The following is a 14,433-nucleotide window of genomic DNA, read 5'->3' as shown; positions in this document are numbered from 1 at the left end:
CTTGAGGTGACTTTTTTAGTGTTATGAACTAGGCTATTAGCGAAAGATGGAAATGTTTTTTAAGAATAGAACAAGGCTCTTAATAAGATCGACTTTTCTCCTCTTCCCTCCATCTCCAGTAGATTATTTTTTTGTCCTTGATGACAAAAGCATAACTAGCCCATCCATAATCCTGTGAAAACCCATTGATGATAATTTTAATAGCAACCAATTTTTCTGTTTTAGTGCTATCATAAAACATGGAGTAAATATTTAAAAAACCAGAAGGAGGGAATCTTGGTTTTTTTTCTTCTTTAGGATCTTGCTTGGGAGCGTTATAACAGTCCTCGTTTTTTCTAATAAGCCCCCATTTTTTAGGCTTGAACTTGCCAATTAATTTATACCTAGGATCATTTTTTTTGGGAGGAATCCGATAAATACCTGAATCTTCTTCTTTATTATAAAGTTCTATTACATTTTTATAATTAGGTATAATGGAAATAAATTTATAAAAATTCGCAAGCCAAATTTCCCCATTAGCATACAAAATCTTATCCTTCAAAATAGGGCGAATAGGATAGATGCTGTCCATAAAAAATTGCAAGGCAATTTTTTCATCTTCGAGTAGCTTTTTTTTGTTTTGAGCTAGGCAGCAATAGCAGCTAAGTAGACAAAATAGCGATAAATAAATAGCTTTATTCATAATTGTAGGAGTTGGATTTGAGGGAAATGTTTTTTAAGAATAGAACAAGGCTCTTAATAAGATCGACTTTTCTCCTCTTCCCTCCATCTCCAGTAGATTATTTTTTTGTCCTTGATGACAAAAGCATAACTAGCCCATCCATAATCCTGTGAAAACCCATTGATAATAATATCTACAAGAACCAATTTTTCTGTTTCAGTGCTATCATAAAACATGGAGTAAATATTTAAAAAGCCAGAAGGAGGGAATCTTGGTTTTTTTTCTTCTTTAGGATCTTGCTTGGGAGCGTTATAACAGTCCTCATTTTTTCTAATAAGCCCCCATTTTTTAGGCTTGAACTTGCCTTTTCTTTTATTAAAGGTTGGTACAATTTGGTGTAGAGAATTGTAATCTGCTTCCTTGTGAAAGAGTTCTGTTACTTTTTTATAATAAGGTATAATATAGAAAAAAGGATAAATATTAGTAGGCCAAATTTCTCCATCAGCATACAGAATCTTATCCTTCAAAATAGGGCGAACAGGATAGATGCTGTCCATAAAAAATTGCAAGGCAATTTTTTCATCTTCGAGTAGCTTTTTTTTGTTTTGAGCTAGGCAGCAATGGCAGCTAAGTAGACAAAATAGCGATAAATAAATAGCTTTATTCATAATTGTAGGAGTTGGATTTGATGGAAATGTTTTTTAGGAATAGAACAACGCTCTTAATAAGATCGACTTTTCTCCTCTTCCCTCCATCTCCAGTAGATTATTTTTTTGTCCTTGATGACAAAAGCATAACTAGCCCATCCATAATCCTGTGAAAACCCATTGATAATAATATCTACAAGAACCAATTTTTCTGTTTCAGTGCTATCATAAAACATGGAGTAAATATTTAAAAAGCCAGAAGGAGGGAATCTTGGTTTTTTTTCTTCTTTAGGATCTTGCTTGGGAGCGTTATAACAGTCCTCATTTTTTCTAATAAGCCCCCATTTTTTAGGCTTAAATCTACCCTTTGGACGTTTTATATGAATAACAATTTGATGTTTATTTCGATATTCATAATAATCATTACAAACTTTTATCATATTTCTATAATAGGGGATTAAATGGGCAAACTCACTATAAATACCTTGCCAAATTTCTCCATCAGCATACAGAATCTTATCCTTCAAAATAGGGCGAACAGGATAGATGCTGTCTATAAAAAATTGCAAGGCAATTTTTTCATCTTCGAGTAGCTTTTTTTTGTTTTGGGCCAGGGAGCAATAGCAGCTAAGTAGACAAAATAGCGATAAATAAATAGCTTTATTCATAATTGTAGGAGTTGGATTTGATGGAAATGTTTTTTTAGCAATTTTACATCCAATTGAAGATGATTGCTTCCGTGAGGATTATAAAGAAAGATGGTATTGTCCTCTACTTTTTCTAAGGTATAAGCATGTCCTTGAAACAGCTTTTGTGTTTTTCCTTGAAAAGAAATTTCTACTTCCTTTTCTCCTGTTCCTATAGAGCTAATAGTAGTGGGATATTGACAATCAATGGATGCTTTGATTTTTTCAAGCAAGTCTTTATTGGACAAGGTATTGGGATCTAAACTTATAGATGTCCTACCTGTTAATACTTCCAACGCTTCTCTAGGGCTGCCACTTTCAATATTATCATAGCCTCCTAGCGCTTGGGCATACGCTTTTTCTAAAATAATTGCCCAAAGTTCCTGATCTCCCAAGCCTTGATATTTGGGCTTTCCATCTTTATCCACCAAAACCTTGGGGCTTACTTTGATAACAGTAGGGGTTCTTTGGGTAGAGCTTCTATCTTCTCTTAAATGTAAGGTTACTTCATAATAATCACCTTTTTTTTGAATCATAGCCTTTTCACCTGTAAACAATTGAGGATGCATTTTGGCTAAGGCTGCTACAGAAGACAGGTAATAACAATCCCCTGTTGCTCCTTGGTCAATATCATTGATATCAATAGCCGAAGTATCATCGATACCTTGATGAAATAAAGGAAGTGCAGAAAAATCTTTTTGCTCTAGAAATGGCTCCTGTTCTTTTTTAGCTTCTGGTTCTTCATTTGGGCAAGGAGAATCCTGCCTTCTTTCTATGGTTTGTTGTAATCTTTTTTCTACTTTTTTCTTTAATAAAGTCATTCTACCGTTCTCTGCCCAATCCGATTGAATGCGCTCCACGATTTTTTGGTACTGTTGTTTTAAAGCTGGATCTCTAATGATGTTATGGTATAGGTCATGTAGACCGCCAGAATGTTCTTTTAAGAATTCTTCCAGTTGATTTAAACGTTCTAAATCAATTTCCTCTGTTAGTGATGAATTAGCATTTTCTTCTACTAGAGTCGTTCTAATCCTACTTTCCAAGGCTCTATATTGACGAAGTTTAGAGCTTAGTTGGGCTTGTCCTATATTAGGAGCTCTTTCTATTTCTTTGGTGTAGATGACTAAACGTTTTCCATTACCCCCATAATTAAAATCATATTTAGTTCCAACATTAGGGCTGGGCAAGCCATCTTTCCAATTTAACTGTATGCCAAAGCAATTTAGAAGATACTGTTCGTAATCTTCTTTGTATTTCTGAATAATACTAATGTTTGAGTTTAAAATTTGTATTCCTTCAGCTTTGTCATGTTTTCGAACACTAGCAGGAATATCCTCAGGAAGACAATTGGAAGTCCTTAATTGTTCTTTTTTTAGAATAGGATTAATGCTCTTTAGAATAGCAGCATACTTTTGGGCTTGAACAAGGTATTGCTTTTTCTCTTTAGGAACGTCTATCGTTTTATATTGAATGACAAAAGAAGCTAATAGTTTTTTTAAGGCTTTTAGTGCTTCTATAAATTGAGGACTGTTTTTTTTCATTTTTGGGATTCTTATCGTGGTGTATGTTCTTTCAAAGATAAGAATTTTTAACTTAAATAGTTTGACTTATAATAAGTTATAACTTGTTTTAAATTGATGTAAATAGGCAAAAAAAAACTGAACATCCCTTTTTTAAGGATGCTCAGTTCTAAGAAGAGGCATAAGAAAACAAGTTTATTTTCCTTGTTTCTTTTTGCGTTCCATTTCTTTTTGTTGTTCGGCAAGCAACTCTTGATACTTGGCCATAAAGCCTTCTTTCTTGGGCTTGTTTTTATTGTCCTCTTTGGTTTGTAATAACTCTGCTCTCAATTTATCTTTGTTAATTAAGACATTTTTCGTGATAAATGTTTGAGCAATGTTTAATAAGTTACTAAATAACATATAGGCTGTCAAACCCGCAGCCCAACTGTTAAGGGCAAAGAAAAATAACACAGGGAAAGAAAATTGCATGTATTTCATCATTTTCATATTGGCTCCACCACCTGCTGCTGTCATGTCCATTTGCTTGCTGTTATACCACAAGAAAGCAAACATAGAAATCATCCACAATAGAGTAAATAAACTAACGTGATCACCATAAATATCGTAAATGAATGGAATGTGCCCAAAATCAAAAATAGAGTCATAGCTAACTAAATCATCTGCCCATAAAAATCCTTTTTGTCGGAAAGCAATCGAAGAAGGGAAGAAACGATAAAGTGCAATCCAGATGGGCATGGTCATTAACATGGGCAAACAACCCCCCAATGGATTTAAGCCATAGTCTTGGTACATTTTCATTTGAGCGGCTTGCATTCCTGCTGGATCGTCTTTGTGTTTGGCTCTCATGGCTTCCATTTCGGGCTTCATTACGCTCATTTTAACCCCATTTAGAATCATTTTGTATTGTAATGGGAATAAAGCTAAACGAATAAGGAAGGTTAGAAGCAAGATGATAATTCCATAGTTGGAAATAAACATCGCAAAGAAATTAAACAAAGGACGAATCAAAGAACGACTGATAAAGCCAAAAATACTCCATCCAAAAGGAATAATACGTTCAAATTCATTGCCCATTGTAACCAATTCACTATAATCATTGGGTCCAATGTAGAATTGCATATCATAAGCTGCTGATTTTTGATCTTTAGTTGCAAACTCAACTAGAGAACCTAGCTCTTTGAGTTGTGCTTGATCTGCATCTACCACTTTTGCCGTTACATTGGCAGCACTAAAAGAAGTACCTTCTTTAGAAAATAGCGTTGTATTAAAGAATTGTTGCGATTGAGAAATCCATTCTACAGGATTTTCTAATTGCTCACTATTGGTTGATCTACAGTCACAATAATCGAAGCTTTCATCCTTAGATTTAAAGTAAACCGTTGTCATGGTTGCCTCATAATGTGGATTTTTTTCAATTTTATGTATATGTGTATACCAATCCAATTTAATGGTTTGATTGCGTGGCATCACCTCATTAATACCTTCTAGGGTAAGTTGATAATCTACTACATAATTATCATTGATGGTATATTTTTGTTCAATGTATTGACTTTTATCATTGGCATAAGCACGTAGGCGCAAGGTATTGCCTTCTAGTTTGGGCTCAAAATAAAGATCACCTGTTGAAATATCACCTCTAGAGGTACCCGTTAAGGGAATGTAATAATCAAACTTGTTGTTGGGATTGTTCATCAAAACCAAGGGCTCTTTATCGTAGGGATCCTCTGTTGCCTGATTGTATTGTAAAAAACCTTTTACTTCTACTTTGGAGATTTTACCTCCCTTATTGTTGAACGTAATTTTTAATTTGTCATTTTCTAAGGTCGTTTGACCATCTGTTCCAGCAGCAGCAGCCGTAAAAATGCCAAATTGATTCCCAAGTTGTTGTTGTTTTATGGTAATTTGTAGGCTGTCTTTTTGTGCAGCGGTAAGTGTTGTATCGTTTTGAACACTATCAAGTGCTGCCTGTGCGGTCTGTGCTTTAACCTGTGCTAAACTATCTTGTCGTAATTGCTCATCAATTTGAGCCTGTTTGGCAGCTTGTTGTTGTTGTCTTTCTTCTTCGGTGGGACCTGTTAGGATGCTGTAGGTTAACCACAACAGTATCAATAACATAATTCCCGTAAATGTAGAATTGTTTGATTTCATTTTAAGTTATGCGTTCTGACTTTATGATGTCTTATAAATTATACTCTTGCATTTGAGAGGGCAAAGATAAGTAAAAAACAAAGTTATTCAAATGATTGAAGCAATAGTACTTTTCCTAACAACCTTTTATTCTAGCGCATAGTTCCAGATTATTTTTTTTCTTAGTTGATAATAATCTTACCTTTGTAAAAAATAAGACGACTTACAAGCCTGTTTTAATGTAATCAATGAAAAAACCTAAGTTATACGAACGCCCTAAATGGCGTTTTGCTTTAATTATAATTGCCTTAATCGTAGTAGTGGCATCCATTTCTTATACCAACACAGTAGTTTATCAACTCAAATTGGATGAGCAAAAGAATGTTGAATTGTGGTTTGAAGCGCAAAAAAAGATGTTAGAAGCGACTCCAGAGGAGGCGGAAGTATTTGATTTTGATTTGAATTTTAAAATCATTGAAGCCAATTCGGATATACCAATTATCCTAACCGACGAGCATTATCGTATTATTGATGCCATGAACTATGGCGACAAAGATATAAAGGAGGATACTGCTTTTTTTAATAGCGAAGTTCGGTACTTAAGCACGCATAAAACACCAGTAGTACTCGGAGATGCTACCTATAAGAATTATTTGTTCTATCGCCAATCTACACTTATTACAAGCTTAGAATGGTTTCCTTATTTTCAGTTTGCAATACTTGGCGTTTTGTTGATGTTGTCCTATTTTACCTTTAGTTTTAATCGACAAGCCGAACAAGAGCGGGTGTGGGTAGGAATGGCAAAGGAAACGGCGCATCAATTGGGTACGCCTATAACCTCATTAATGGGGTGGATAGAGAACATTAAGATGATGTATGCGGAAGATGAAAATTTGCTAATGATTGCAGATGAAATGAACACAGATGTAGAATTGCTGAAATTAGTGGCGGATCGATTCTCTAAGATTGGTGCTGTTCCTGATTTAGAACCAATTAATATTTATAATAATTTGAACAAACACCTTCAGTATGTTCAACAAAGAGCCTCTCGAAAAATTACCTTTGATTTTCCTATTCAGGATGAAATTCCTCCTTTAATGGTTAATATTAACCCCTTATTATTTGATTGGGTGATAGAAAATCTACTAAAAAATGCGCTAGATGCGATGGAGGGAAAAGGGCAAATTTCGGCTCATGTGTCAGATAATGAGCAATTTGTTTATATTGACATCTCAGATAGTGGAAAAGGAATCCCAAAGAAAAATTTTAAATCCGTTTTTCAACCAGGGTATTCTACCAAAAAACGAGGCTGGGGGCTTGGTTTGTCTTTGTGCAAAAGAATTGTTGAAAAATATCATAATGGTAAAATTTTTGTGCTGCAATCCACCGAAGGAGAGGGAACTACTTTCCGAATTCAATTGCCCCAAATTAAACAATAAAATACACCACTCTAAGTGGATTGTTTGGTCCTCGAGTTAAAATACTTCCATTAAAAGAAAAGATTACTTCCCAATTGCACCAAAATGAAGTTAATTTATAATTGAGTTATCAACTGTTTACAACACCTATTATGCTGAGATTTTTTACTTGTTTATTTGTTTGTTTTGCCCTCCAATTTTCTTCAAAGGCTCAATATATTGACACCATTTATGTTGTTGATGAAGATGGTTTCCCAATCATTAATGCTTCCGTTTTTGTAATTGACTTGATCGATAATGTCTATGAACTTGACTCGGCAAGCCAACAGTTAACAGATATTGATGGCAAGGTAATCTTTAGAAATATAGGCTATGACAATCAAATGCACTTTGCCAGCATTCAGCATCGTGAACAGACGTTGAGTATTCATACGATTCGGGCTAATAACTTGCAAGTAACTTTGCAACCAGGGTATATCACGATGATAGAGGTCATCGGAAAGGGAACGACCAATGAAAAAATTCCTTTAACAGAAATTCCCAATCAAGTCACGTTAATTGATAAAAAAGATATTGAAATTTACAATCCTCAAACTTCAGCTGATGTACTTGCTCAAAGCGGAAATGTTTTTGTTCAAAAAAGCCAAATGGGGGGAGGAAGCCCAATTATCCGAGGTTTTGAAGCCAATAAAGTGCTTTTAGTGATTGATGGGGTTCGAATGAACAATGCAATTTATAGAGCAGGGCATCTGCAAAATGCTATTACGATTGATAATGCAGCTATAGAACGGGTAGAGGTGCATCACGGTCCTGGTTCGGTTATGTATGGTAGTGATGCCTTAGGGGGCGTTATGCATTATTATACCAAAACACCTAGATTGCGATCTAAAGATATGAAACCCCTAAGCGCAAATGCGTATACACGTTTTTCGACAGCTAACTTAGAAGCTACGGGACATGTTGATATTAATGTAGGGAGCGAAAAAATAGCCTCTTTTACGAGTATAACCTATTCTGCATTTCAAGATTTGAGAGCAGGACGGCTCAAAAGTAGCCCCAATATGACCCTAAATTGGAATCGATACTTTTATGCCACAAGAAATGATAGTGCAGATATTGTTGCCATTAATGAGAATCCTAATGTGCAAGTTGGAACACGTTATTCGCAATTAGATGCCATCCAAAAACTGCGTTTTAAACCCAAGGATGGTTTGGAATTTTTGGTCAATATTCAATATTCAACTTCTAGTAACATTCCGAGATACGACCAATTAACAGATGGAGATGTGACGATTGCAAATGGACAAATAACGGAACAAACCTTTAAATTTGCCGAATGGTATTATGGTCCTCAGCAACGTTTGTTTACTGCTTTTACAACCAAGATAGACAATGATAGTATTTTGTTGTTTAGCAATGCCAATATAACGGCTGCCTTTCAAAAAATAGATGAAGATCGAATCACTAGAAAATTTGATGACCCCTTGCGTAGAGTGCAACAAGAAGATGTTTATGTGATGACTTTTAATGCCGATTTTATTAAAAAGTTTGGAAAAAGAGAAGGACAAAAATCAAAATTGCTCTATGGATTAGAGGGGACACACAACATTGTTAATTCTAGTATTGAAACCCAAAACATTCTTACTGGAAACTTATCAAATAGAGGAATCGGAACACGTTATCCTGACGGAGGAAGTTTTATGACAACGGCTGGGGTTTATGCCAGTTATAAATTAAACCTAGGAAACAAAGCAAATTTGATAGGAGGAGTGCGCTATGCTTTCTCTTATATTTCTGCTAATTTTTTAGATACGATTTTGTATCAATTGCCTTATAGTAATATCACTGCTGCCAACCATGCTGTTACAGGGAGTTTGGCTTTGGCTTGGGATATGGGCAAACAATTTCAATTTAATACCGCCTTTTCTACCTCTTTTCGTACGCCTAATATTGATGACAATGGAAAAATTAGAGCGAAAGGCGATGACATTACGATTCCAAACCCTAATATAAAACCAGAACAAGCGTTTAATTTTGAAGCAACAATTGGAAAACAGGTGGAAAAAAAGGTATGGTTTGGGACAACCTTCTTTTATACACATTTATTTGATGCCATCTTACAAGAACCTTTTACCTTAAACAATGCAGATTCTATGTATTATGATGGTTCTTTCCGAAATATTTACGCTAATATTAATGCTGGGCAAGCTTCGATTTGGGGAATTAGTGCGAATTTGAAGGTAGAGTTTACAGAGAATATCTTTATGAAGATGGGCGTTAATTATACAGAGGGGCGAGAATTAGAAACAGGCAATGATCCACAACCTTTGGCACATATTCCTCCTTTTTATGGTCAGTTTGATTTGGGCTACAAACGCAAAGTATTCCAAACTCGCTTTAATATTCGTTTTAATGGTCCCAAAGAACTAAACGACTATTCTAATGATAGTGCCGAAAATTTGGACAAAGCCTTGCCTGAAGGAACACCTGCATGGTTTACAATCAACATTTATGCAAGCTTTAAGCTGCACAAATTGTTCTCTATTAATTTGGGCTTAGAAAATTTATTGGATTGGCATTATAGACCGTATGGCTCAGGAGTATCTGCTCCTGGAATGAATGTTATTGTTACCCTTAGAGGTCATTTTTAGTGAAAAATGAATACGTTTATATCCAATGATACAAAAAATAATTTTTCTACTGCTATTAAATTGGGGAGGGGGAATGCTTCAAGCACAACTTAGTACTCCCTTGCCCAATGGTCATGCTCACAATGATTATGAAAAACCTTGGTCACCCCTAACTAAAGCCTTAGAGGAAGGCTTTGTTAGCGTGGAAATAGATGTTTTTCCTTATCGAAAAGAACTAAAAGTAGCCCATATTGGGCTTTTTTTAGGTGCAGCACCTAGTATAGAAACGCTTTATTTTAAAGCCTTGGAGCAATGGCTAGATACACATGGTCAATTATTTAAAGAGAAGCATCAGCGACTAATTTTTATGATTGACATTAAACAGGATGCGACTCAATGTTATGCTTTGTTGCGCCGTTTATGCCTACGCTATGACCACCTGATTACAAAATATTATCCGCAACAGGACTCTGTTGTTTATGGTGTTGTAGATATTTTGTTGTCAGGTAAGAAACCCTACCAAGAGGTGTTACAAGATTCGGTACGCTATATGTTGATTGATGGAGGTTTGGGAGATCTAAAAGATAGTTTAAGAACGGCTCAAATCGCTCCACGAATTAGTATTCGTTATGGGAGCTTATTTAAGTGGAGAGGGCGGGGGAACATGCCTGCGGATGAATTAAAATTACTACGGAGTATTGTTAAAAGCGTACATATAAGTAGACGTAAGTTGCGCTTTTGGGGAATGCCCAATCATAATTTGGTCTGGAAACAATTATTGGATGAAGGGGTAGATTGGATGAATGTTGACGATTTAGAGAAGTTTAGGCGCTTTTATGAAAAATATAAAAATAAATAAGTTAATAAGGGTAAGGGGATTAAGCCTTTATTGGTGAAAAAATAAGAATTGTAAATTTTTATATCGTTAATGTTGTTTTTTCAAAATTTATGACATGCTTTTGTAAAAAAAAAGAAATAATTAAGAATAATGTAGTGTTGGGAGTTTATAATGATTAAATTCGAGCGTGCAAATTATAAATTACAACAGAAGTTAATTGCAAGTAACTTCTATCTATTACAAAAAACAACGAAAAAGGTCAGTTATGAACTTGAAAAAACTAGTATTGCTCGTCACACTACTAACTCCATTTTTATCTAAAGCTCAAATCCCCACTATTCCTACTAATAATGATTTTAAATGTGGCATTAATCCACAGACAGCAGCTCTAATAGAGCAACGTTTAATGGACAATCGCCAGTTGTTTACTAGGCAGGAAGTGCAAGACCTAACCAGTAAGCGCAGTATAACTTACATTCCGTTAACCATCACTAATGTAGCAGATACGAGTGGAATAGGTCGAACCAGTGAACAGACTATATTAGGTTTTTTATGTGGTCTAAATGCAATTTACGCAGATCAGAATGTACAGTTTTTTATTCATGGAACGATTCGAAATCGAGAGAGTACCTATATTTATAACAATGCAGGAACTCCAACGGCTCGTGGGCATATGTTGACTTATCGAGTGCCAAATACCTTGAATCTAATTATTGGGTCTTCTATTAATAACCCTGTAGCGAGTTGGTACGATGGGTTTGGTGACTTTGTTTTTTTACTCAAGCAAATGTTGACCAGTGAAGCTAAAACAGAAGCGCACGAAATTGGGCACTTTTTTACGCTGCCTCATACCTTTTATGGATGGGAAAACAAGGATGTTGAAGCACTTTATGGGGGACAGAATGTGCCACAATTTTCTTGGATAGAACGTGCTGATCGCACAGGACCTTTGGCGAATTGCCATACAACTGCTGACAAGTTTTGCGATACGCCAGCCGATTATTATTCTGATCGAAAAAACTGCCCTTATATCCCAACGGTTAGTGATCCTAATGGGAATGCAATCGATCCAGATGAATCGAATATTATGTCTTATGCTTTTGATGCTTGTGTAACTAATTTTTCGACAGAACAAAAGAATGCTATTGCAATGGACATTGCAAGTCGTACTTGGGTAACCAATACGCCCACCAATACGGCAACAGTAACAGGGATACCTACAGCAGTTTCTCCCCTAAACAATGGACAATTGGGAGACATCAATAATAGCACCGTGCGTTTAGAATGGACGCCTGTAACAGGGGCAACAATGTATTATTTAGAGGTTTATACCATGCAGTTTTTTGGTTTGTGGGTACCCAATACCAATAGCCCTATTCATCAGGGAATTATTTATTCTGCGAATCCTTATTTTGATTTGCCAACAGATGATTTGGTGGTTGGTAGCCGTTATGCTTGGCGTGTAAAAGCGCTAAATTCGGTATCTACTTGTGCTACCGTTTCTAGTTATTCTGCTTTTGAGGCAGTAACTTCTGTTGCAACCAACCTAAAAGACTTGCCAATTGAAAAGCAAATGACATTTACTGTAAATTCAAATCCAATTACTACTTCTTTTATTCCTTTGTCTATTTACTCAGCAGAGGAGGTGATTGGATCAATTAGAATTTATGGAATGGATGGTAGAATAGCGTTGGATTTGACGAAGCAACTAATTAATGAGGGCGAGAGCTTGGTTCAGTTGCCCGCTGATGGCTTAGCAAATGGAATGTATATTGCCGTTTTATTCACAGAAAGAGGACAGTTACAACAAAAAATAATATTACAACGATAGCCGTTGACAAAATAGCTATTGCAGAAACGCATAAATTAGAGGATGCCTCAAAGAAGGGTATCCTCTTTTTTTGTAAAAGAAATCAAATAACTTTTGTCAAAACAAGCCAATTACTTGCATGCTCTCTTAGAATTACTTATTTTTGGTAGGTATTCCACATCAATTTTATCCCTCACGAAGTCTATATTTTTTCACTTTAGATGAAAAAGAATGCTCTTTTTTTCTTAATCTTGAGCTATTTAGTATATTTATAACTCTTAATTGGTTGTCCCTCAGTAGTATAAGGAAAATATTAAAATAGAATAGTTGTATGTTTTTTTGAAATATACAACTTAAAACTATTGATAAAAACAACAACTCTTTTTCTTATTCAGTCGGAACAGTAAGGTTATGATGTATAGACCATTACCAAAATTCAAAACAAAACAGTATGAAAAAAGTACTCATATCATGTGCCATTGCCCTTTTGTGTACCATGTTTTTGCAAGCGCAGGAACAATTTAAATGTGGGGTAGGGCTTGCGGAAGGAGCAATGATTAAGCAACATTTAATGAACAATCGCCAGTTGTATTCTAGACAAGAAGTGGCTGGTTTGATGGCTTCTAGAACGACAACTTATGTGCCTATAACCATTCATAATGCTGCCAATACTTCGGGAGAAGGAAGAACGGAGGTAGATGTTATCCTAAACTCTATCTGTGGTTTAAATGCGATTTATGCAGATCAAAATATTCAATTTTATATTTATGGTCAAATTATCAATATGACTTCTAATGCTTTGGATGCTAACTCAAATACATTTCAAGCAAAACTAGAAATGCAGCAACAAAAGGTTCCCAATACTTTAAACATTTATATTGGTCGATCTACCTATTATCCTGCTTCGGGGTATTTGAGTTATTACGATCCGAATGGAGATTTTGTGTTTTTACAACAACCGATGTTGTCTAGCACAGCAAAAACAGAAGCGCACGAAATCGCTCATTATTTTCAAATTCCACATACGTTTTATGGTTGGGAAGGAGAAGATGCAGAGGTCTTATACAATGGTGTTCGTGCCCCTATTATGGTTAATGGGGAATATACCGAGTTGGTGACTAGAGGGGCAGGAGCCAACTGTGCCGTTGCTGCGGATGGATTCTGTGATACGGAGGCCGATTATCATTCTACTGCTGCTATCCAAATCTGTAATTTTACGCCTGCAACGCTAGATACTACTGGAGCAACGCTAGACCCTGATGAGGGAAATATCATGTCTTATTATAATGATATGTGTCAAACGGGGTTCTCACAAGAACAAAAAACAGCCATTGCTGTAGATGTTGCTGCTACCACTTGGGTATCAACAACGCCTCCTAGCAGTGCAACTGTCACAGGAGTAGCATCTGCAACTGCACCAATGAACAATGGCTTGGCCTCTATTGCTGGATCTACGCTTCGTTTAGATTGGTCTAACGTTCCTGGAGCAACTTGGTATTATTTGGAAGTTTATGGAACTAAATTACCAGGGTTTTGGGTGCCAGATTATACCAATGTGATTTTTAAAGGCTTGGTGACAAGTGGAAATAGTCATTATGATTTGTCTACGGCTGGTTTAACCGTTGGGACGCATTATGCTTGGAGAGTAAAGGCTTTAAATCAATATTCAACTTGTGCGGCTGTTTCTGCGTTTAATAAATTTGAGACCAATACAACAACTGCTATAAAAGATTTGTCTATTGAAAAGCAAATGAATTTAAAAGTTAACAACAATCCAATTACAGCTACTGATATTCCTTTGGCCATTTATACTGCGGAGGAACTAGTCGGGTCAATTCGCATTTATGCGATGAATGGCAAAGAAATGATTGCAATAACCAAACAAACCATTCATCAAGGAGATAACCTGATCCAAATTCCAGCAGGGGATATTCCTAATGGAATGTATGTTGCGGTTGTAGCTACTGAGCGAGGGGCGGTGCAACAAAAATTTGTGATTCAACGATAACAATAAAGAACTATAGATTAAATATTATTAAGAAACATCCTCCATGGCTTATGGGAGGGTGTTTCTTAGCATTAGAACTGTTCAC

Annotated in this window: 10 protein-coding genes; 5 read left to right on the top strand and 5 right to left on the bottom strand. The window is 35.8% G+C overall.

The genetic code is table 11. The features are described from left to right. Positions 1-79 precede the first annotated feature (79 nt). The 5 genes from AsAng_RS15295 to yidC all read right to left on the bottom strand — a co-directional run bounded on the left by AsAng_RS15295 (position 80) and on the right by yidC (position 5,665). Positions 80-682, bottom strand: coding sequence for a hypothetical protein (locus tag AsAng_RS15295; protein WP_264787964.1), 603 nt, complete (start codon positions 680-682; stop codon positions 80-82). A 53-nt stretch (positions 683-735) separates the two neighbouring features. Continuing rightward, complete coding sequence (locus AsAng_RS15290) at positions 736-1,329, bottom strand: hypothetical protein (RefSeq protein WP_264787963.1); 594 nt, start codon at positions 1,327-1,329, stop codon at positions 736-738. Between the two features lie 53 nt (positions 1,330-1,382). Next, complete coding sequence (locus AsAng_RS15285) at positions 1,383-1,976, bottom strand: hypothetical protein (RefSeq protein WP_264787962.1); 594 nt, start codon at positions 1,974-1,976, stop codon at positions 1,383-1,385. Next, positions 1,973-3,535: a C2 family cysteine protease gene (locus AsAng_RS15280; RefSeq protein WP_264787961.1), complete on the bottom strand. Its 1,563-nt coding sequence runs from the start codon at positions 3,533-3,535 to the stop codon at positions 1,973-1,975. The genes AsAng_RS15285 and AsAng_RS15280 overlap by 4 nt, the downstream gene beginning before the upstream one ends. A gap of 174 nt (positions 3,536-3,709) precedes the next feature. Further along, the gene (gene yidC, locus AsAng_RS15275) at positions 3,710-5,665 is read right to left on the bottom strand and encodes a membrane protein insertase YidC (RefSeq protein ID WP_264787960.1); all 1,956 of its coding nucleotides are present in this window, start codon (positions 5,663-5,665) and stop codon (positions 3,710-3,712) included. A gap of 227 nt (positions 5,666-5,892) precedes the next feature. Here yidC and AsAng_RS15270 point away from each other — a divergent pair, with 227 nt between their 5' ends. The 5 genes from AsAng_RS15270 to AsAng_RS15250 all read left to right on the top strand — a co-directional run bounded on the left by AsAng_RS15270 (position 5,893) and on the right by AsAng_RS15250 (position 14,348). After that, positions 5,893-7,083: a sensor histidine kinase gene (locus tag AsAng_RS15270; protein ID WP_264787959.1), complete on the top strand. Its 1,191-nt coding sequence runs from the start codon at positions 5,893-5,895 to the stop codon at positions 7,081-7,083. A gap of 131 nt (positions 7,084-7,214) precedes the next feature. Continuing rightward, on the top strand, positions 7,215-9,713 hold the full coding sequence (locus AsAng_RS15265; protein ID WP_264787958.1) for a TonB-dependent receptor plug domain-containing protein: 2,499 nt from the start codon (positions 7,215-7,217) through the stop codon (positions 9,711-9,713). A 25-nt stretch (positions 9,714-9,738) separates the two neighbouring features. Then, on the top strand, positions 9,739-10,551 hold the full coding sequence (locus AsAng_RS15260; protein ID WP_264787957.1) for a PI-PLC domain-containing protein: 813 nt from the start codon (positions 9,739-9,741) through the stop codon (positions 10,549-10,551). A 244-nt stretch (positions 10,552-10,795) separates the two neighbouring features. Further along, a complete protein-coding gene (locus AsAng_RS15255) occupies positions 10,796-12,361 on the top strand; it encodes a zinc-dependent metalloprotease (RefSeq protein WP_264787956.1) in 1,566 nt (521 codons plus the stop codon). Positions 12,362-12,791: 430 nt separating this feature from the next. After that, positions 12,792-14,348, top strand: a complete 1,557-nt coding sequence (locus AsAng_RS15250; protein ID WP_264787955.1) for a zinc-dependent metalloprotease — start codon at positions 12,792-12,794, stop codon at positions 14,346-14,348. The last annotated feature ends 85 nt before the right edge of the window (positions 14,349-14,433 follow it).

Origin of the sequence: Aureispira anguillae, from assembly GCF_026000115.1 — a bacterium.
Taxonomy (GTDB): Bacteria; Bacteroidota; Bacteroidia; order Chitinophagales; family Saprospiraceae; genus Aureispira; species Aureispira anguillae.
This window is presented reverse-complemented; position numbering and strand designations above follow the sequence as displayed.